This is a genomic window from Comamonas sp. DB36, from assembly GCF_057914905.1.
On sequence record NZ_CP196633.1, the window covers coordinates 465,113 to 485,426 of the forward strand.

The window sequence follows — 20,314 nt, forward strand, 5'->3', positions numbered from 1 at the left end:
GAGACCCCATGAAATCGACCCCTCTTTGCACCCTGTTGCTTTGCGCTACGGCGCTGGCGCTGCCCGCGGCGGCCCAGGGCAATGGCTACCCCGCCAAGCCGATCACCATCGTCGTGCCCTTCTCGGCCGGCGGCGGCGTTGACGCGATGGCGCGGCTGCTCGCCGAAAAGCTGCGCGTCAGCCTGAAACAGACCGTGCTGGTGGACAACAAGCCGGGCGCCAGCGGCATGGTGGGTGCCGCCTTCGTCAGCAAGGCACCGGGAGACGGCTATACGCTGCTGCTGGGCTCCGCGGGTGAAACAGCGATCAATCCGCTGGTCTACAAAAGCCGCATGCAATACCAGCCAGAGCGCGACCTGGCGCCTATCGCGCTGGTCTCGCGTGTGCCCAACGTGCTGTTGGCGAACCCGAACTTCCCCGTCAACAACATTGCCGAACTTGCCGCATATGCCGCCAAGCACCCGGGCAAGCTCACCTATGCGAGCAGCGGCGTCGGCAATCCCCAGCACCTCAACGGCGAACTGCTGCAGTCCATCCTGAACATCAAGATGCAGCATGTGCCCTACAAGGGCGCTTCGGGCCAGCTGGTCGATGTGGCTTCGGGCACCGTCGATCTGACGTTCGTCAGCTATGCGGGCGCCGCGGCGTTTCTCAAGGGCGGCCGCGTCAAGGCGCTGGCGGTGACATCGGCCAAGCGCGCCAGTTTCGCGCCCGACATTCCGGCCATCGCGGAGACACCCGCGGCCAAGGCCTATGACCTCGAGAACTGGTTTGGCGTGTTCGCCCCGGCCAAAACGCCTGCGGCCATTCAACACCAGCTCAATGCATCCATCGCTGCCGCGCTGAAGGACCCTGACCTGATCCAGCGTCTGCGCGAGCAAGGCGGAGAGCCCGAGCCGATCACGCAAGCGCAATTCCGTGAATTCATAAGTCGGGAAACCACGAAGTACGCGCGCATCGTGGCAACCGCAAACATCACGCCCGAATGATGCCCTGGCGGCATCGGTCGGGTTGGATTCCACAAGGCGGTAGCAAACCGTCATTTTCTTTGACTCAGGAGGCAACAATGCAAGCTAGTTCATCGAATCGTCGCAAGCTGGTAGTGGGTACGGTGCTGGCCGTGACCAGTGCCTGGGCAGTCGCCCAGCCCGCGGCGAGCAACTATCCAGCCAAGGCCATCACCATCATTGTGCCTTTCGCCGCAGGCGGCAACACCGATGTGAAGACCCGCCTGGTGGCAAAGCGCATGGGAGAAATCCTCGGCCAGCCGATCATTGTGGACAACAAGCCTGGCGCCAGCGGAAACGTCGGCATGGAACTGGCCGGCCGTGCCGCTCCAGACGGCTACACCATCGCCATGGGCAGCTTCGGCCCGCTGGCGGTCAACCCCTGGATTTATCCAAAGCTGAATTTCGACCCCAAATCCTTTGTGCCGATCATCCTGCTGGAAAAGAGCCCGCTGGTGCTGGTGGCGCCAGTGGATAGACCCTTCCGCAGCGTCGCCGATGTCGTCGCCACCGCAAAGGCCAAACCAGGCGCCTTGAATATCGCCAACGCGGGACCAGGGGGCGCGCACCATCTGTCCGCGGAACTGTTCGAGGCAGCAGCAGGCATCGACATGGTTGGCGTGCCCTTCAAGGGCGGCGGCCCTGCATCCACTGCCTTGATGGCGGGCCAGGTCGATCTGATGTTCGAACAGACCGGGGCGGCCATGCCGACGATCCAGGCGAAAAAGATCAAGGCGCTGGCTGTGACCTCTGCCCAACGTCTGCGCTTCATGCCGGATGTCCCCACCTTCACGGAGTTGGGCTACCCGGCGGTGACCGTCTCCAACTGGATGGGATACGTAGCGCCCAAAGGCACCTCGCCGGAGATCGTGAACAAGCTCCAGACGGCGTTTGCCCAGGCCATGGAGCACCCTGAAGTCAAGGACCGCATCGTTTCCATGGGCAATGAATTTGGCGGCGGCAGCAGCCAGGATTTCGCGACGTTCATCGACAGCGAATCCGCCAAGTGGGCCAAGCTGGTGAAGGAGCGCAATATCCGCATGGAATGATGCGGCGCTCTTGTGCGGCATTTACGCGAGTGCCGCCAAGGCAGGTCATGATGCGTACTGGAATACGCCCAGGCATACCGGCGCAGTCACCGTGAAGACCGCCACCGGCCAGGTCGTTGGGCGCAGGCTTGACGGCAGTGTCACGGTCATCATGAATCTTCCGGTTGGCAAGCGGGTCAAGCCCGGCACTGTCCTGAATCGTGTCAGGTAAACCTCCTCGCGCTCGACGGGCGGCAGCACAGCCGCGCCTTCGTGTACTGGCAGGACCCAACGGATCAGGCAAAAGCACCATCATGTCTGCGCTCAAGCCCCAGTGGATCGGCGTGTTTGTCAACGCTGACGAGCTGGGGAAGTCGCTCAATGCCTCGGGCGGATTTCTATATCACAAGTCCATCGCCCTGATGACCGAGGCCTGCGAAGTGGCGCACCGTGCATACATCTTTGACAACTCGGGCTCCCAGCACAAGCTGCTGGCCAAGGTGACGGATTTCGATTCCATCAGTTGGGAGACCAGCGTCATCAACCCGTGGTTGCTGGGCACTGAGCTCTGGAGAAGCTTCTCCTGAAGCCCTGCCCAAGCTTCCACTGCGCGTGGAAGACAGAAACACAGAGCTCGCGGGCAAGGGATGACCAGCGCCCATCCGGCCTGCTCAAGCGGCTGGAGGGCGGCGGCATCCACGGCGAGCGCCAGCTGACGCTGGACATGCGCAATCCAGGTGAGCATTGTGGCAGGCACCGGGTGGCGCGCTTGCTCAACGGCGAGGGACACCTTAACCGTGCTGACCTCCGGCAGTTGAAAATGCGCAATCAACGATAACGCACTGGTCATTGCCAGCCGTCTGCGCGACGGCCCGTTTCTCACAACGTTGCAAGCGGGCAAAACGCCCCCGATTTCACCGCCTATGAGGGCGGCAAAGCATCCAGGACGCGCTGGCGCGCGCCTGTAGTGTGAGGAAGTATGGCCATATCGGTGACCACCAGCACGCTGCCCAAACCCAGCAGCGGCAGTACGCGTGCCACGAATTCAGGCGCAATCGACACGTTGTCGATGGCCGCGCTGCGCAAGGGCACGCCCGCATCTTCTTCGTGTCCTGGCACGCCCAGCATCACCCACCGCGGCATGTGGCCCGTATCCACCGATTGCACGACCAGGGCGTGCGTTCCCGACCAGCCATCCGGGCGGCGCAAGCCCACCCGCGTGCGGCCTATCTCCACACCGCCACGCAGGACCACCAGCCGCCGGTCGCGGCTGCTGAGGACCAGCGACACGGGGCCGCTCGGTGCACGTTCCGGGTTCCAGCGGCTCGCCTCACGAGCCGCCAACGGTGTCGCGATCAGTGCGTCCGGCTGGCCGCTGGCCTGCACCGGCGCCAGCATGGTCGGGTGGGCCACCGCCTGCGGGGCCTGGCCCTGCGCCGCCACCACCACTGTCATGCCCAGCGTGGTCGTCTCGAACAAACGGCGCGCGAACTCGGTGGGCAAGTGTATGCAGCCGTGCGACTCGGGGTAGCCCGGCAGTCCTCCCGCATGGAGCGCGACCCCATCCCAGGTCAGCCGCTCCTGGTAGGGCATGGCTGCATTCTGGTAGAGACTGGAATGGTGGTGCCTGTCCTTTTGCAGGATGGTGAATATGCCAGTGGGCGTGCGGTGCCCGGGCTTGCCGGTGCTGACAGTGGTGACGGCTTCGAGCAGCCCGTTTCGATAGACGTAGGCGCGTTGCTCGCTCAGGCTGACCACCATGACCATGGGTCCGGCCGCGGCGCGGTCGCCTGCCCAGATCCACTGCCCCGGCTTGAGCGCCGACGGCGGAGTATCCACCGAGCTGGACACAGCCGCCCCCCATACGGGCTCGGCACGGGATGTCGGCGCAACCAAGGCGGTCAATGTCGCGGCGCCTGCGGTATGCAGCCAGCGGCGGCGCGGCAAGCTGAGATGGTTCATACCCGGGATCTTCATTCGTTACACACTGCGGCGACCCGGTGCGGGTCCATGGGTGGATGGGACCAGGCCAACCCTAACACGCGGCCACCCCGATCGCGCGCTGGCCACGGATAAACTAGATTGGACTGCCACGCCAAGCCAGATGAGGCCGCAGCGCCCGAACCAGGTTCATATGACTGACACCACCCTCGCCCCGCGCGAGAAAAGAAAGCGTCGAATTGCACTGCTGGCGGCATTGTTCGCACTGGCCGGTGTGACGTTACCCATGGGCATTGCGACCTATTTCGCCGCCCACAACGCCCATGAGGCGCAGGCGCTACGACTGGAGCTGCACGCTCGCAAGGTTGCCGAGCGCGCGACCATTGCCCTGGTTCAGGCGCGCAGCGCGCTCAATGCGCTCGACGTCCACGACGAGGCAGCGTGTTCTGCGGAGCATGTGGAGCTGATGCGTCGTTTCACCCTCAACACCCTGTCGGTCGAAGAGATCGAATACGACGACGGCGTGAGCCAGTGCTCCACCTGGCAGCAAGCGCATGTGGCGATCGAGCGCAAACCGGACTTCGGCCTGGGCGACGGCATCGAAGGCTTCACCGGCCTGCGCTCGCATATCACCGGCAGCGATCCCATGCTAGGCCTGCGCAAAGGTAGTTACCTGGTAATGATCAATGTCGCTCGCTTCACGGACATCTCTGTCCCGCAAGATGTCGGACTGGCATTCATGCATCTGCAAATGGGGCTACTGTCGGCATCACGCAGCCTGAGTCCAGAAGACGCTGCACTATTGCAATCCGGCGCATTCAGGAATGCCTCGGGCGATCGACTGGTCAGCGAAATCCGCTGGGACGATTGGGTCGCACTGGCGACCGGGCCGGATGCGTCCAGCGAGGACTTGGAGCATCAAATCGAATTGCTGGTTCCGCTGGGGCTTGTGGCGGCCGCCATCGTCATCGGGCTGATCGTACAGCTGTCCCGCAAGCGGCTGTCGCCTGTGGCGGAGTTGAGCATCGGGATTCGCAAACGCGAGTTCATCCTTCACTACCAGCCCATCATCGAGCTCGCAAGCGGAAAACTGGTCGGCGCCGAAGCCCTGGTTCGATGGCAGCGACCCGACGGTGTCCTGGTGCGGCCAGACCTGTTCATCGATCTCGCCGAAGAACATCAACTCATCACGGCAGTGACCGAGCAGGTCTTCGACATTCTCATTCGCGACCTTAGAGAGTTCCTGCATCAGCACCCGGATTTCCACGTTTCCGTCAATCTGTCCGCTCAGGACATTGGCTCGGCAAGCACGATGAAGGTTTTGCGCGGCCGACTGGACAACGCCGGCATCCGCGCCCAGCAGGTTTGGCTGGAAGTCACGGAGCGCGGATGCGTGGCCAACGGTGCCGAGGCAAGCGAGCAACTCGATCTGGCCCGGGGCGCTGGACACTTCTTGGCCATTGACGATTTCGGCACCGGATATTGCGGCCTGCAGTATCTGCAGACTCTGCCCCTGGATATATTGAAGATCGACAAGTCCTTTGTGCAGACTGTCGCCACCGAATCAGTCACAGGGCCGGTTCTGGCCCACATCATTTCGCTTGCCAAGAGCCTTGATCTTGCGATTGTGGCCGAGGGCGTGGAGACCGAGCAGCAGGCCCAATATCTGCAGGCACATGGCGTGCAATATGCCCAAGGCTGGCTCTTTTCCAAGCCACTGACGCTGAGCCAGCTCAATGATTTCTCGGCGGATCACGGTCTCTGATCGCCCTCTCGATGCGCCATGCGCAACCCGCCCGGCTGGCGCCAGGATTCCCTGACAAGTTCGACCTGCTGGGGCCGGGGCGCGTCCGCGCTGGCCAGTGCGCGCCTGCGGCCAGCTAACGGTCAGTGAACCCCTTTTACTGGGATTCATCGGCGCTGCAACGCACGAGTTGTGCCAGCCTCGCGCGCTCCGCACAGGAAAGAAAATGCCAAGCCTGCCGCGCGCAGCCCTGGGCGGAAGGGCTATCGCCTGTCCTTCGCGCCCAGAGCGAGTGCCACGACGGCGATACCGCCGGCAATGATGAGTGCAGCTTCGATCAGCCGACTGTGCTTTTGATGGCTGTGCCTGCGTCCAGGGTCAGATGGGCCAGCGCCGCGGTCGCAATGGCGGCAACCGCTCCAGCGCGCTCACGGCGGCAGCCAACGCCACATACCAATTTCTACTCTCTGCATCACAAAAAAACGCATCTGAAGATGCATACGTTGCCATGGGCTCCACTATGTTGCCGAAGGCATGTTTAAACATTTGTTTACAGTTTTTTCAGCGAGGATTAAAATACAGGCTCAATAGAAAAAAACTATTTCTGCCGGACACGCTTCAAACATTGGGTTTCGCGGCTGCCGCCTGCCGCGTCTTCGGCTCAGCCTGCTTGAAAAGTACATGTCTCATGGAACATGCCAGCACCGCTACCACTTCATCCGGATTCACTGTCTGGGGCGGCTCTGACCACTCTGCCAGGGTTGCCACCATCTGCAACGCCTGCCCTGGCTTCGCAAGTCTGCCTTCCCTGTGTTGTGAGCGGCAGATATTACGACAAATCGGCCCGGATTTATTTTCCCCGCAAAAATCAAAATTTTCCGTTGCTGTTTCAGGGTCGCACAATTATTCCAAGGGAAATTTAGGCATAACTCCGATTGCAACTCAAGAAATCAAAGCATCTCATATAGCTGCATTTATTGATTGACTCGATGAACTTCGTCAAGTTCTCCTTCTTTATTATCAATATATTTTCATTAAAAAATGACCATTACCACAGGCACCATCACCAGCGCCGCTGGATCTCCACAAAACTCCACGGTTACCGATGCAAATGGTGACGTCTATACCGCGATTGCTAAGAGCGGCATCGTTTCTGGCGGATCTACGGGTTCGGTCGATATAGAGATTTACAAATACACACAAATCTCTGGAAATTGGGTTAAGATTGCAAGTCTGGCCGATGGCCTGAATCACTCGAATGCCACGTATTTCGGCGACACAGTGGCTTTGGCAATCGATGACTCGGGTCATTTAGGCATCGCATACGCCGGCAGAGCGAACATACAGGATGCCAACAGCAATACGTTTTCCACGGCACGCGGCGTTTTCCATCGCGAACTTGATTTGAGCAACAATCAATGGGGTAGTGAATCAGACATCATCAGCATTCCGGTACCCAATGTATGGACAGCAGCAAGCGACAGCTTTTCTGACATTCGCTTGGCGTATGACGGCCTCGGAAATGCTGTCGTCGGATACGAACGCTCGTTCAACAGTGGAGTCGATCAGGGGAAACAAGCCATTATTGTAGCCGAGAAATCCAGCGGCAACTGGAACACCTCAGAAGTGGCAAAAGACTTGACAAGCTCGGCCTATATTGCCGAAATCGGCTACATGGTGAAATCTGGCAATGATGTCTATCTTTCCTATACAAAGGGAGATGGCTTTTACCTTGATGTCAAACTCAGCAGTTCACAAGACTGGACGGCATCGACCACAATCATTGACTCCAACTCGGACATAGATAACTACAATCTCGGGGGAATGACGGGAAATTCCGATGGATCCCTCAACATACTCTATACGGGAGGCGGCGCTGGGGGGCAATATGACAACGCATCCTTTGGCGTCATCTCGAATACCTCTGGCAGTTGGCAACTGGCGAGTGATCTTTCAACAAGAATTGCAAATGCCGATGGGTTAACTCCCAGCGCAGACTACGTAGACTACGATAGATTCTTCAACCTCGTGCCGGGCGCCCAGGGATACCTTGCCACGAACTCCAGCAACCAATCCTTCTTCATCGCCTATTATGGAACATATTATGAAGCGAAAGAATGGTCGGTTTGGGCGAAAATTGGCGACAACTGGATCAAAGGCTATAGCAATATTCCAGAACTGAATTCCTTCAAATCTCCTTCCGGCGACTACATTGAAGGATTAACCCCTGTGGTGATCAACGGCGATCAGCTGATGTTCACCTACTCAGCTGCCCGCATATCCAACGCGCCTCGCATCATAGAATATGTCACTGGCAAAATCAGTGATTTTGTGGCGACCGGCCCCTCGGTCACGTCCATTGTCCTCACAGCCGGGGCGGACAGCACCGTCCAGCACGATGCTGCCTCGGTCAGCTATACCGTCACCTTCAGCGAATCGGTCAGCGGCGTCAGCACCAGTAGCTTCACCCTGACCGAGAGCGGCAATGCCACTGGCTCCATCGCCTCGGTCACCGGCTCCGGCAGCACCTACACCGTCACTGTCAATTCGCTGGCTGGCGACGGTACGCTGCGCCTGGACCTCAAGCCCAGCGGAACAGGCATCACAGGCAGTGGCAGCATTGCCATCACCGGCGGCTACACCAGCGGCAATACCTACACGCTGGATCACACTGCCCCCGCCACACCCTCCGTCCCTGCCATGGACCCCGCATCGGACACCGGCGCGTCCTCGTCCGACCGCATCACCAACCAGGCATCGCCCACCTTTACCGGCACCGCCGAAGCCGGCTCCACCGTCACCCTCTATGACTCGGACGGCACCACCGTCCTGGGCTCGGCGGTCGCCACCGGCGGCAACTGGAGCATCGTGCCGACCACCCCCCTGAGCCAGGGCAACCACAACCTCACTGCCAGGGCCACCGATGCTGCCGGCAACCCCAGCGGCGCATCCAGCGCGCTCGCGGTCGTCATCGATACCGCCGCTCCCACCGGCTTCGGCCTGGACAAGACCTCTGTGCCCGCAGCCTCCACGGGCAGCAATGTCGCCGTCGCCACGCTGCAGTCTTCGGACGCCAGTAGCGTGGACTACGCGCTGGCCGCAGGGAACGGTACGAACAATGCCGACAATGGCAGTTTCGCCATTGTGGGCAACCAACTGCAGACGAACACGACACTGGCAGTCGGCAGCTACCAAATCTACCTCTCGGCCACCGATGCCGCGGGCAACGTGAGCTACCAGGCCCAGACCATCACCGTGGTCACCGGCCCCACGGTCACCGACTCCCATGTGACCATCTCCAGCGCCAGCGGCGAGTCCGGTGCTTTCAAGTTCGGCGATACCGTGACCGCGACTTGGAACAATGGCGCCACGGGCGACAACAACGTCGACGCGCTCTCCGCCGTCACGTTCGACTTCACGCAGTTCGGCGGCGGCGCGGCCGTGAGCGCCACCCAGGGCGCCAACGGCCTGTGGAGCGCGAGCTATACGCTCGCAGGCGCCCCCATTGACGCCACTGGCCGCAATGTCTCGGTCAGCGCCACCAGCGCGAGCGGCACCACCACCTTGCAGGACACTTCCAATGCCCGCGTGGACACGCAGTTGCCCAGCGTGAACAACGTCGGCGCGAGCACGGCCGACGGCGCCTACAAGGCCGGCCAGGTGATCGCCATCGAGATCGCATTCGCCGAGAATGTCATGGTCAACGGTACGCCCACGCTCGCGCTGAGCAACGGCGCCACTGCGTCGTACGTTTCCGGCTCGGGCACCGCGACGCTGGTGTTCCACTACACGGTGGCCGCCAACCAGAGCGCGACGGACCTGGATCTTGCGGGCACTTCGGCGCTCGCGCTGAATGGGGGCACCCTGCGTGACACGGCCGGCAACAACGCCGTGCTGACACTGCCTACGCCCGGCTTTCCAGGCTCGCTGGGCGCCAACAAGAACATCGTGATCGACACCACGGCACCCGCCATTCCCGCCATCACCTCGGCCGCCGTGAGCACGCTGGCCCAACCGACACTGTCGGGCACGGCGGAAACGGGCTCGACGGTCACGGTCGCGATCAGCGGCGCCACCTTCCGCGTCATTGCCACGGATGGGACCTGGAGCATAGACCTGTCCAGCGACACGCCGATATCCGGCACGCTGCTGCTGGACACCAACGGCCACAATGCGGTGGCCGTCACGGCCACCGATGCCGCCGGCAACATGTCCACGGCGGCCACCCAGGATCTGCAGATCGACACAGACGTTCCCGACGCGCCCTTGATCACCTCGGCCGAGCTGAGTGCGCAAAGCCAGCCCACCTTGTCTGGCACCGCCGAAGCCGGCACCACCGTCAGCGTGACGGTGGCGGGCGCGACCTATACCACCGTGGCCGGAGACGGCACATGGCGCATCGATCTGGCCACGGCAATTCCCACCGCAGGCGTGCTGGTGCTCGATACCAACGGCGCCAATGCTGTCTCGGTGACCGCCACCGACGTTGCGGGCAATGTCTCCGATCCCGGCACCCAGACGCTGACCATAGACACCACGGCGCCCACGCAGACCTTCAGCGCCCTGCAGTTTTCGCACGACACGGGTGGCAACACCGCGGACTTCATCACCCGCACCGCCGCCCAGACCATCACCGCCACGCTCAGTGCCACGCTAGGCGCGGGCGAGAAACTCTATGCTTCGCTGGACGGCGGCAACAACTGGCTCGACATCACGGACAAGGTCCAGGGCCTGGATCTGAGCTGGGACAACGCCACGCTCTCCGGCAGCAGCACGCTGCGCCTGAAAGTCATCGACGCCGCGGGCAACGAAGGCGCCCCGCTGATCCAGACCTACGAGCTCGACGCCACGGCCCCGGTCTTCAACCCCGTACTCAGCAGCCCCGCCGACAACGCCGCCGCCGTCGCCACCAGCGCCGCCCTGGTGCTCGACTTCGGCGAGCGCCTGGGCTCGGCCGATGCCGGCAAGATCTTGCTGCACGACACGCTGGCCGGCACCACGGTCGCCATCGCCGCCACCATCGACGGCGCCGGCCGCCTGGTCATCACGCCCGCTGCGGCGCTCAAGGCCGGCACCGCCTACCACCTGACCTGGGATGCCGATGCCATTGTGGACGTGGCCGGCAATGCCGCCGCCGCCCTGGCCGATGCAACGGCGTTCAACTTCACCACCGCGCAACCGGTCACGCCGACCGAGCCCACGACGCCCACCGAGCCTAGCCAGCCCTCGGTGCCGCCGGTGATCGTGGACGGAGCGAGCGTAACCACGACCACGCGCACCGACAGCAACGGTGTGACCACCACGACCACGCGCATCGCCCCTGTAGCCCCCAACCGCAACGAAGACCCCAACACGTCCCACAGTGCGCTGGCCGATGTACCCCTGGCCAAGGACGCCAACGGCAATGTTCTGGTGCAGGTCGGCCTGCCCACGGGCGTGGGCGTGAGCTCCGACAGCAGCAGCGGCGCCAACCTGTCGCTGCGCGACCAGCTCATGGCCGCGACCTCGCCGCGCACGCTGCCCGGTGACTTCGCCATGCTGTTGCAGCAAGGCATAGACGCCTATGTGCCCACGGTCGGCGACCAGTCACAGGTCATGGTGCGCACGCTGACCTTCAGCACTGCGCCCGGCGCCACGGCCTCCAGCCAGCCCATCGTCGTTCAAGGCACCACGGGCACCGGCGAGAGCGATCTGTCCCACCCACTGCGCCAGGAAGCGCTGGTGATCGATGCGCGCGCACTGCCCGCCGGCAGCGTGCTGGACCTGAGCCGCGTCGAGTTCGCCATCGTCATCGGCGCGGTACGCGTCATCGGCGGCGAAGGCCGCAACTTCGCCATCGGCGACGCCAGCGCACAGACCATGATCCTGGGCGCGGACGACGACCTCCTGCACGGCGGCGGCGGCAAGGACACCGTGGGCAGCCTGGGCGGCAACGACCAGGTGTTCGGAGACGCCGGCAACGACATCGTGTTCGGCGGCACGGGCCACGACCTGCTTTCGGGCGGCACGGGCAACGACCGCCTTGACGGCGGCCTGGGCTGGGACACGGCGCTGCAGGCCGGCAGCCTCGCCGACTACACGCTGTCCACCGACGGCCAGGTGCTGGTGTTCACGCACCGCACGAGCGGCGAAGTCGATCGTCTGAAATCCATCGAGCAAGTCAAGTTCGACAGCGGCGCTGCGCTGTACATCGCCGACAGCGAAGCCGAAGCCGCCGTGGCGCATATCGCCACGCACTGGCTGGGTCGCGCGCCCACGGCCGAGCAAGGCGCCTGGGCCCAGCAGCACAGCGAGTTGACCGCACTGCAGGTCGCCGAGGTGGTGCTGCAGGCAGCGCCTGGACTGTTCCCGGGCCGCACGGCCCAGGAACTGGTCGCGGGCCTGCAGGACAATGCCCAGATCGTGCGCATGAACGTGATCCCGGAACTCAACCAGGGCACGGCCGGCCACGAGGAACTGCGCGTCGAGCTCAACCGTGCCGACGTGCACCTGGTGCGCACCGGCACTGACCGCTGGGAAGGCACCTCGCTGATCGACGGCAACATGGCCGAATCGATCGGCATAGAACGCCTGCACCTCAAGGATGTCAGCGTGGCGCTGGATGTCGATGGCACGGCCGGCCAGGTGGCGGGTCTGCTGGCTGTGCTGTTCGGCACCGAGGGGCTTGCGCACCAGGGCCTGGCGGGCGCAGGCCTGGCGGCGCTCGATTCCGGCATGAGCTTCGAAGTACTCAGCGGCTATGCCATTGATGCGCTGCAGCAGCAGCAAGGCCAGGCGTTGACGGCGCAGGCACTGGTGCAATTGCTCTGGACCAATGCCACGGGCAGCGTGGGCACACAGCAGCAGTTGCAGCCCTTCGTTCAGCAGCTGCAAACGGGCGAGATCGGCGCCCGCGCGCTTGTCAGCGCCGCTGCGGAGTACGCTCTGGCCCATCCTTCGGCGGAACTGGTGGGCGTGCTGGAGTCGGGCTTGCTCTACTCCGCCTGAGCCTGGTCGAGGGCCTCGGTTGAGCTGAGTCCCTCGTCACCCTGAACCGCCACGGCTTTCCTGGACACTATTGATCCCTTGGGAATGCCGTGGCTCCAATTCCCTGGGGCACGATGACGATACCCAGCCGCTTGGTGGCCTGAAGCAGCCCCCGCGCCTGGGTCAAGAGCGTATAGGTGGGCGCATCAAACTTTTCTTTCACCCTGTTAAACAGCACGGCGGCGCGCTTTTCGTTGAGTTGTTTGGAGACGAAGAGAAAGCCATCCACATTCGCAGGATGCCTATGGACAGCCGCAGCCCACTGCTGGGTGACATCGTAAGGGTGGTCAGCCGACAGGCTGTTGTTTCCACCAATGCGCTTGCGATGCCGACCGGAAAGGTCGGCGCGTCTCAGCATGCCGTGATCGGCCCCAGCTGCAAAAGTGACCAAATAGCGCGTCTCGATTTCCTCCGGCCGTATCCTGAACTGCCCCTTGTCAGGCAACGCGTCGTGCAGTACGGACTCCGCGATGGCAGTGTCCAACTGCAGACCGCAGTAGCAAGCCCCAAACTGCTTGCTCGGGTCGTCAAACCGGTTGGCCGCATGTCTTCCAAAGCAAGGTTCCCCGGTATTGCGCCGGCCTATTCTCCTGAGCGACATCACGGCAACCTCCTTGATGTGCAGCGGACGGTGGGAAAAATCAGCAGCAGGTGGCTGCAGTGCCACAGCGCTCAAGCCTCTTGGGCAAACGCAGCAGCGACCTCCTTGACCTTGACAACCCGGCCCGCAGCAAGGGCCTGCAGCGGGGTTAGACCACCCAAGAAAGCTTTGCGCGTGAGGAAAAACTGCAGCTTTGAGCCTTCCGGCAGATCGCCGAGCACTTTGCTTACGGCTTCCAGATGCCTGCGGTCATATGCTGGATCGGCGTAGAACGCCGGAAAGTAGCGCTCTGCCTTTTATGCATCAGAGAAAAAATGCGATGGCTTTGGGCGGCCTTGGACACGGCCTGCCTGGTGGTCCATCCCATCAGCTCCTGGAACTCCACGGGCGTCACCAGCTGTCCCTTGCGGACCATGGCTTGCGCGCTATCCAAAACCCAAGCAGCGCGCATGTCGTGCTCGTCAGGCTGCTTTCCTGTCTCTTTGCTTGTATCGGATGCTGCTGGAGTCCCGATGGCTGCTACCCGCAGGACCCTGACGGTGTTCTCCAGCTCCTGTAAAGCAATCTTCAGCTCATTGCGCAAGTTGGGCAGGAGTCAATCGATTGAGGATATGTCTTGCCCGGCTGCCTTACCATAGCCGCCAACCAAGGACGTCCCGATGCCCATCAACGAACTGCGCTCCATTTCCACTTTCGTCAAGACCGCCGATCTGGGCAGCTTGCGCAAGGCGGCGGCGGCGCAGGGCATGACGCCGCAGGCTGCGAGCCAGGCATTGGCGCAATTGGAAAAGCACCTGGGCGTGCGTCTGTTGCACCGCACCACGCGCAATATGCAGCTGACGGCCGAAGGCCGGCAGTTCCTGGAATCGGCGCGGCCCTCGCTGGCCGGGCTGGAGCGCGCGCTGGCGCAGGCCCGCAACGCCACCGATGAAATTGCCGGCCCGCTGCGCATTGTCGGCCCGCACTCGGTGTTCCGTCCGGTGCTGGCCGCGCTGCTGCAGGAGTTTTCCGAGCTGCATCCGCGCGTCCAGCCCGATGTGCAGCTCGACGACCGCATAGGCAACTGGGTCGAGGACCGGGCCGACGTGGGCTTTCGCATCGGTCTGTCAGCGGCAGACGGCGTGATCGCGCGCCGGCTTTTTCCCTTGCAGCTGATCGTCTGCGCCGCGCCGCGCTATCTGGAGCGCCATGGCGCGCCGGACCGCATCGAACAGCTCGCGGAGCACCGCTGCAGCGTGTTCCGACTGCGCACCACCGGCCAGCCCCTGCCGTGGCGCCTCAAACAGGGCGACACGTCCGTGGAGCAGGACGTGCCGCCGGCTTTCGTCGCCAACGAAGAAGAGCTGGAGACCGACGCCGTGCTCGGCGGACGGGTGCTGGGCCAGTTGACTTCCGTGACCGCGGCGCAGCACATCCGCAGCGGCCGGCTGGTGCCGCTGTTGACGCAGCATGTGGCGGATTTTTCCAGCGTCTTTGTCTACTACGGCAGCCGCGTGGCCCAGCCGGCGCGCGTGCGCGCGTTTCTGGATCTGGCCATAGACCGCCTGGCCAACAACCACACCTATGTGCTGAGCCAGCAAGAGTTGACGGCGGCGGAAGAACGCGGGCGCGCACTGTTTGTGCGCCCCGCGCAGACTGTGCCGCCAACTGCATGAGCGCTGCGCCGCGCGATTGACAAGCGTAGCTTGCCAATGGAGCAAGATCCGCTTGCGATTCAGACCAGGGCCCAGGCACTACAGTCTCTGGCGATGGAACGTACTCCACGCCTGTCCGCGCGCCTTGTCCGCTGGCGCGCCCATAAAAACGCTCTGCCCACCCACAGGAACCCGCCATGGCCCAACTGAACATCAACGGCAAGTCCGTGACCGTCGACGTCGAGGACGACACACCGCTGCTCTGGGTGCTGCGCGAGCAGGTCGGCCTGACCGGCACCAAGTACGGCTGCGGCATAGGCCAGTGCGGCGCCTGCACCGTACAGCTCGATGGCGCGGCGCTGCGCTCCTGCGTGATGCCCGTGGCCGCGGTCACGCCGCAGCAGAAAGTCACCACCATCGAAGGCCTGGGCGCCGACCAGCCCCACCCCTTGCAGTTGGCCTGGGCCGAGCTCGATGTGGCGCAATGCGGCTACTGCCAGTCGGGCATGCTGATGGCGGCGGCCGCGCTGCTGGCGCAGAATCCGGACCCGAGCGAGGCGCAGATTCGCAGCGAGATCAGCAACATCTGCCGCTGCGGCACCTACGCCCGGGTGCTCGCAGGCATACAGCTTGCCGCCCAGCGCATGCGCGCATCCGCACCCGCCCACTCCGCGCCCGCGGCGCGCAACTGAGGAGAGCACGATGACACAGACCACGGCATCCGCTCCCCAGTCCACCGGCCCGCGCCTTTCGCGCCGCGGCTTTCTCGCCAGCGCCAGCCTCACGGCCGGGGCCTTCACGTTCGGCTTCAACATGCTCGCGCCGCAGGCCGCGCTGGCACAGGCGGCCGCGCCCGAGGTCAATGCCTGGGTGGTGATACGCCCGGATGAAACGGTGACCATACGCATCGCGCGCACCGAGATGGGCCAGGGCTCGCTGACGGGCCTGGCGCAGCTGGTCGCCGAAGAGCTGGAGTGCGACTGGGCGCAAGTGCGCTTCGAGCTCGTCAACCCGGCGCGCAACCGCAGCCGGCAGAATGTCTGGCGCGACCTGTCGACCGGAGGCTCGCGCGCCATCCGCGGCTCGCACGACTACGTGCGCCGCGGCGGCGCCACGGCCCGGGCCATGCTGGTGCACGCCGCGGCCAACGGCTGGGGCGTAGCGCCCGCCGAGTGCAGCGTGACCAAGGGCGTGATCGTCCATGCGGCCAGCGGACGGCGCACCACCTACGGCGCCGTGGCCGTGGCGGCCGCCGCGATCACGCCGCCCGAGCAGGTGGCGCTCAAGGACCCCAAGACCTGGACCATTGCCGGCCAGCCGCTCAAGCGCCTCGACACGCTGGACAAGCTCAACGGCAGCCTGGTCTATGGCCCCGATTTCACGCTGCCCGGCATGCTGGTGGCCGTGCCCAGGGCCTGCCCGGTGCATGGCGGCAAGCTCAAGAGCTTCGACGCCGCCGCCGTTGCCAGCCGCCGCGGCGTCAAGCAGGTGCTGCGCGTCGACGACGCCACCGTGGCCGTGGTGGCCGACACCTTCTGGCGCGCCAAGTCGGCGCTGGACGCCCTGCCCATCGTCTGGGACGAAGGTGGCAACGCCACGGCCTCGAGCGGGACCATCGCCGCGTCGCTGCGCGAAGGGCTGTCCGCAGAAAAGGCCTATGTGGGCAACCGCATCGGCGACGCCAAGGGCGTGCTGGCCCAGGCCGCGCGCGTGATCGAGGCCGACTACGGCTATCCCTACCAGAACCATGCGCCCATGGAGATCCTCAGCGCCACCGTGCGCTGGAGCGCGCAGCGCTGCGAGATGTGGGGCCCGACCCAGGTGGCCGATGCCGCGCTCGACGAGATGGCCAAGGCCGCCGGCCTGCCCGCGACGGCCTGCGAGGTGCACACCATGCGCATTGGCGGCAGTTTCGGCCGGCGGCTGTACACCGACTACGTGCGTATTGCCACGCTGATTGCCAAACAGCTGCCCGACACCCCGGTCAAGATGATGTGGACGCGCGAGGAGGACATGGCCCAGGGCCAGTACCACCCGGTCACGCAATGCCGGCTGCGCGCGTCGCTGGACAACGCGGGCGAAGTGCAGGCGCTGCACATGCGCCTTTCGGGCCAGTCGATCTTTGCCTACCATGCGCCCTCGCGCATCACTGCCGAGGGCGGCGACCCCATCGTCTACCAGGGCCTGGTGGCCGAAGGCGCCGAAATGGCGCTGGGCTATACCTTTCCCCATCTGCTGGTAGACCACGCCATGCGCAACCCGCATGTGCGCCCCGGCGCCTGGCGCGGCGTGAACCTCAACCAGAACGCCGTCTACCTCGAGTGCTTCATCGACGAACTGGCCCATGCCGCGGGCCAGGACCCGCTGGCATTCCGGCGCAAGCTCATGGCCAGGCACCCCAAGCACCTGGCCGTGCTCGAGGCCGCGGCCAAGGGCATAGGCTGGGACAGTCCGGCGCCCGCGGGCCGCCACCGCGGCCTGGCGCAGATCATGGGCTTTGGCAGTTATGTGGCCGCGGCCGCCGAGGTCTCGGTGACCGACGGCAAGCTGAGCATCCACCGTATCGTTGCCGCCACCGACCCCGGCCATGTGGTCAACCCGCAGCAGGTCGAGACGCAGATCACCGGCTCCTTCGTCTACGGGCTGTCGGCCATGCTCTACGGCGAATGCACGGTCAAGCACGGGCGCATCGAGCAGCAGAACTTCGACACCTACAACGTCATGCGCCTGGACGAAATGCCCCAGGTCGAAGTCATCACCATGCCCTCGGGCGGCTTCTGGGGCGGCGTGGGCGAACCCACCATTGCGGTGGCGGCGCCGGCGGTGCTCAATGCGGTGTTCGCGGCCACGGGCAAGCGGGTGCGGCAGTTGCCGCTGAAAAACACCCCGCTGTGAAACGCGCCCGGCCCTCTCGGCAAAAGGGCCCGGGCCGCAACTACGGCCTGCCCACCGGCTCGGGCGCGACGGCAGCCACATCGGCCCGGCCCCGCTGCCACCAGGCCATGGCCGCGCAGCCCACCGCAAACACCGCCATCACCACGATCAGCGAATGCGGCGTTTCCTTGGGCAGGGCCGCCAGCAGCAGCGAAGAGACGATGCCGCTGCCGTACTGCAGCGACCCGATGAGGGCCGCGGCCGATCCAGCCAGACCGGGCGGCACGCCGTCGAGCGCGGCCGCGGTGGCGCTGGCCGCAATCACGCCGTTCATGGAAAAGAACACGAATACCGGCAGCACCACGCCCGGCAGGCCGCCGATGCGCAGCTGCGCAAGCACCACACCCGCGAGCATGGCCAGCGCCGCCACCGTGCTGGCGGCGCGCAGCAGCCGGTCAAGACTGAAGCGGCCGACCAGCTTGCGGTTGATCAGGCTCATGGCCATCAGGCCGATGATGTTCAAGCCAAACAGCCAGCCGTAGTGCTCGGGCGCCACGTGAAAGTACTCGATGTACACATGCGGCGAGCCGGTGATGAACGCGTAGGCGCTGACATAGAACAGCGTCACGCACAGCGTGTAGCGCATGAACACCGCATTGCCCAGCAGCGCACGGTAGTCGGCAAACGCGGTCAGCGCCGAACTCGTTGACCGGCGCTCCACGGGCAGCGTCTCGGGCAGGCGGCGCAACGCGAACAGCATCAGCACGCCTATGCCGGCGAGCAGCCAGAAGATGCCGTGCCAGGAGCCCAGGCGCACGATCTGCCCGCCCAGCAGCGGCCCGGCAATCGGCGCGATGGCCATGATCACCGTCAGCGTGGACAGCGTCTGCGCGGCCTTGGTGCGCGGATACAGGTCGCGCACCATGGCGCGCGCCAGCATCGGGCCGGTGCAGGCGCCAAAGGCCTGGAACATGCGCCACAGCACGATCTCGCCCAGGGTCTGCGACAGCGCGCAGCCCACCGAGCCGATCACGAACAGCAGCACACCCATGACCAGCGGCCGGCGCCGGCCTATGCGGTCGCTGACCGGTCCCCACATCAGCTGCGCCAGCGCGAAGCCGACCAGAAAGCTGGTGATGGTCAGCTCCATGTTGCCCTGCAGTTCGCGCGCCATCTGCGGCATCGCCGGCAGATAGATGTCGGTGGACAGCGAGGTGAAGGCCATCAGCGCGCTGAGGATCAGCAGCAGGCGCAGTTCGCTGACCGGGCGCGCCGGCGTCGCTGCCGGCATCAGGCGGCTTCGACGGCCAGCGACGCCATGTCGATCACGAAGCGATAGCGCACATCGGCTTTCTCCATGCGCTCGAAGGCTTCGTTGATCTGGTCCATGCGAATCATTTCGCAGTCGGGCAGGATGTTCTTGCGCGCGCAGAAGTCCAGCATTTCCTGGGTTTCGCGTATGCCGCCTATGGGCGAGCCCGCAATGCGCCGGCGCCCCAGCAGCAGCGGCACGGTGTTCATTTCCTGCATAGGCCCGACCTGGCCGACGATGACCAGCGTGCCGTCCACGTCCAGCAGCGGCAGGTAGGGGTCAAGCGCGTGCTTGACCGGCACGGTGTCGATGATCAGATCGAAACCGTTGGCCGCCTGGGCCATGGCCTGGGGATCGGACGAGGCCAGCAGCCGGTGCGCGCCCAGCGCCAGGGCATCGGCTTTCTTGTCGCTGCTGCGGCTGAGCACCGTCACCTCGGCGCCCAGGCCCACGGCCAGCTTCACCGCCATGTGGCCCAGCCCGCCCAGGCCGATCACTGCGACGCGGCTGCCCGCGCCCACGTTCCAGGTGCGCAGCGGCGAATAGGTGGTGATGCCGGCGCACAGCAGCGGCGCGGCGCGCGCCAGATCGAGGCCCTCGGGCACGCGCAGGCAGAACTCCTCGCGCACCACCAGGTGCTTGGAGTAGCCGCCTTGGGTGTTCTCGCCGCTGATGCGGTCGCGGCCCGCATAGGTGCCGGTATTGCCCGCGCGGCACAGCTGCTCCTCGCCGCGGCCGCACTGGTCGCAGGCCATGCAGCTGTCGACCATGCAGCCCACGGCCACATGGTCGCCGACCCGGTACTTGCCGACCTTGTCACCGACCGCCGTGACCCGGCCCACGATCTCGTGGCCTGGCACGATGGGGTAGTAGCTCCAGCCCCAGTCGTTGCGCGCGGTGTGCAGATCGGAGTGGCAGACCCCGCTGTAGAGAATTTCCATCGCCACATCATTGGGCCGCAGGCTGCGGCGCTCGAACTGGAAAAGGGCCAGCGGGGAATCGGGGGTATAGGCGGCGTAACCGGTGGTTTTCATGGTCGACTTCCTTGGCAAGAATATGGCAGGCGCGCAGGTCGCGCCCGGGATGATTGCCACTTTAGGCCTTGAAACCGGGCGGCACTAGCCTGCAATGGCTTGAAGGATTGACA

General features: G+C 64.4%; 14 protein-coding genes and 1 pseudogene. 10 read left to right on the top strand and 5 right to left on the bottom strand.

Features of this window, described 5'->3' with window-relative positions; all coding sequences use genetic code 11:
• Positions 1-8 precede the first annotated feature (8 nt).
• From ACSVDO_RS26405 to ACSVDO_RS26420, 4 genes and pseudogenes are all read left to right on the top strand, one after another.
• The gene (locus ACSVDO_RS26405) at positions 9-989 is read left to right on the top strand and encodes a Bug family tripartite tricarboxylate transporter substrate binding protein (RefSeq protein ID WP_489597575.1); all 981 of its coding nucleotides are present in this window, start codon (positions 9-11) and stop codon (positions 987-989) included.
• Positions 986-2,056, top strand: coding sequence for a Bug family tripartite tricarboxylate transporter substrate binding protein (locus ACSVDO_RS26410; protein WP_489597576.1), 1,071 nt, complete (start codon positions 986-988; stop codon positions 2,054-2,056). The genes ACSVDO_RS26405 and ACSVDO_RS26410 overlap by 4 nt, the downstream gene beginning before the upstream one ends.
• Before the next feature lie 293 nt (positions 2,057-2,349).
• Positions 2,350-2,622, top strand: coding sequence for a hypothetical protein (locus ACSVDO_RS26415; protein WP_489597577.1), 273 nt, complete (start codon positions 2,350-2,352; stop codon positions 2,620-2,622).
• 8 nt (positions 2,623-2,630) lie between these two features.
• A pseudogene (locus ACSVDO_RS26420) lies at positions 2,631-2,822 on the top strand (IS3 family transposase); the annotation flags it as partial.
• 134 nt (positions 2,823-2,956) lie between these two features.
• Here the strand turns inward: ACSVDO_RS26420 and ACSVDO_RS26425 are convergent.
• A complete protein-coding gene (locus ACSVDO_RS26425; protein WP_489597578.1) occupies positions 2,957-3,997 on the bottom strand; it encodes a L,D-transpeptidase in 1,041 nt (346 codons plus the stop codon).
• Between the two features lie 172 nt (positions 3,998-4,169).
• Here ACSVDO_RS26425 and ACSVDO_RS26430 point away from each other — a divergent pair, with 172 nt between their 5' ends.
• From ACSVDO_RS26430 to ACSVDO_RS26440, 3 genes are all read left to right on the top strand, one after another.
• Positions 4,170-5,741: an EAL domain-containing protein gene (locus ACSVDO_RS26430; protein WP_489597579.1), complete on the top strand. Its 1,572-nt coding sequence runs from the start codon at positions 4,170-4,172 to the stop codon at positions 5,739-5,741.
• Between the two features lie 361 nt (positions 5,742-6,102).
• Positions 6,103-6,705 (top strand): hypothetical protein, encoded by a 603-nt coding sequence (locus ACSVDO_RS26435; RefSeq protein WP_489597580.1) that lies wholly within the window; start codon positions 6,103-6,105, stop codon positions 6,703-6,705.
• A 1,346-nt stretch (positions 6,706-8,051) separates the two neighbouring features.
• A complete protein-coding gene (locus tag ACSVDO_RS26440) occupies positions 8,052-12,707 on the top strand; it encodes an Ig-like domain-containing protein (protein WP_489597581.1) in 4,656 nt (1,551 codons plus the stop codon).
• Positions 12,708-12,774: 67 nt separating this feature from the next.
• On the opposite strand, the gene ACSVDO_RS26445 is transcribed toward ACSVDO_RS26440, so the two are convergent.
• Both ACSVDO_RS26445 and ACSVDO_RS26450 read right to left on the bottom strand, forming a co-directional pair.
• Entirely contained in the window at positions 12,775-13,413 is a 639-nt protein-coding gene (locus ACSVDO_RS26445) for an RES family NAD+ phosphorylase (RefSeq protein WP_489597582.1), read from the bottom strand.
• 160 nt (positions 13,414-13,573) lie between these two features.
• Positions 13,574-13,930 carry a hypothetical protein gene (locus ACSVDO_RS26450; protein ID WP_489597583.1) on the bottom strand — a complete coding sequence of 119 codons (357 nt, stop codon included), beginning with the start codon at positions 13,928-13,930 and terminating at the stop codon, positions 13,574-13,576.
• Positions 13,931-14,006: 76 nt separating this feature from the next.
• Here ACSVDO_RS26450 and ACSVDO_RS26455 point away from each other — a divergent pair, with 76 nt between their 5' ends.
• The 3 genes from ACSVDO_RS26455 (at position 14,007) to ACSVDO_RS26465 (ending at position 17,876) form a co-directional block, all read left to right on the top strand.
• Positions 14,007-15,002, top strand: a complete 996-nt coding sequence (locus ACSVDO_RS26455; RefSeq protein WP_332682161.1) for a LysR family transcriptional regulator — start codon at positions 14,007-14,009, stop codon at positions 15,000-15,002.
• A gap of 176 nt (positions 15,003-15,178) precedes the next feature.
• The gene (locus tag ACSVDO_RS26460; protein ID WP_489597584.1) at positions 15,179-15,673 is read left to right on the top strand and encodes a (2Fe-2S)-binding protein; all 495 of its coding nucleotides are present in this window, start codon (positions 15,179-15,181) and stop codon (positions 15,671-15,673) included.
• Positions 15,674-15,683: 10 nt separating this feature from the next.
• The gene (locus ACSVDO_RS26465) at positions 15,684-17,876 is read left to right on the top strand and encodes a xanthine dehydrogenase family protein molybdopterin-binding subunit (protein ID WP_489597585.1); all 2,193 of its coding nucleotides are present in this window, start codon (positions 15,684-15,686) and stop codon (positions 17,874-17,876) included.
• 40 nt (positions 17,877-17,916) lie between these two features.
• Here the strand turns inward: ACSVDO_RS26465 and ACSVDO_RS26470 are convergent, their stop codons facing one another.
• A complete protein-coding gene (locus tag ACSVDO_RS26470) occupies positions 17,917-19,146 on the bottom strand; it encodes a multidrug effflux MFS transporter (protein WP_489597586.1) in 1,230 nt (409 codons plus the stop codon).
• On the bottom strand, positions 19,146-20,201 hold the full coding sequence (locus tag ACSVDO_RS26475) for an NAD(P)-dependent alcohol dehydrogenase (protein ID WP_489597587.1): 1,056 nt from the start codon (positions 20,199-20,201) through the stop codon (positions 19,146-19,148). The genes ACSVDO_RS26470 and ACSVDO_RS26475 overlap by 1 nt, the downstream gene beginning before the upstream one ends.
• Positions 20,202-20,314 lie beyond the last annotated feature (113 nt).

What these genes read in the sequence shown, in the direction of transcription:
- ACSVDO_RS26405 (WP_489597575.1), top strand. Translation starts at nt 9, where the DNA reads ATGAAATCGACCCCTCTTTGCACCCTGTTGCTTTGCGCTACGGCGCTG.
- ACSVDO_RS26410 (WP_489597576.1), top strand. Translation starts at nt 986, where the DNA reads ATGATGCCCTGGCGGCATCGGTCGGGTTGGATTCCACAAGGCGGTAGC.
- ACSVDO_RS26415 (WP_489597577.1), top strand. Translation starts at nt 2,350, where the DNA reads ATGTCTGCGCTCAAGCCCCAGTGGATCGGCGTGTTTGTCAACGCTGAC.
- ACSVDO_RS26425 (WP_489597578.1), bottom strand. Translation starts at nt 3,997, where the DNA reads ATGAACCATCTCAGCTTGCCGCGCCGCCGCTGGCTGCATACCGCAGGC.
- ACSVDO_RS26430 (WP_489597579.1), top strand. Translation starts at nt 4,170, where the DNA reads ATGACTGACACCACCCTCGCCCCGCGCGAGAAAAGAAAGCGTCGAATT.
- ACSVDO_RS26435 (WP_489597580.1), top strand. Translation starts at nt 6,103, where the DNA reads ATGGGCCAGCGCCGCGGTCGCAATGGCGGCAACCGCTCCAGCGCGCTC.
- ACSVDO_RS26455 (WP_332682161.1), top strand. Translation starts at nt 14,007, where the DNA reads ATGCCCATCAACGAACTGCGCTCCATTTCCACTTTCGTCAAGACCGCC.
- ACSVDO_RS26460 (WP_489597584.1), top strand. Translation starts at nt 15,179, where the DNA reads ATGGCCCAACTGAACATCAACGGCAAGTCCGTGACCGTCGACGTCGAG.
- ACSVDO_RS26465 (WP_489597585.1), top strand. Translation starts at nt 15,684, where the DNA reads ATGACACAGACCACGGCATCCGCTCCCCAGTCCACCGGCCCGCGCCTT.
- ACSVDO_RS26470 (WP_489597586.1), bottom strand. Translation starts at nt 19,146, where the DNA reads ATGCCGGCAGCGACGCCGGCGCGCCCGGTCAGCGAACTGCGCCTGCTG.
- ACSVDO_RS26475 (WP_489597587.1), bottom strand. Translation starts at nt 20,201, where the DNA reads ATGAAAACCACCGGTTACGCCGCCTATACCCCCGATTCCCCGCTGGCC.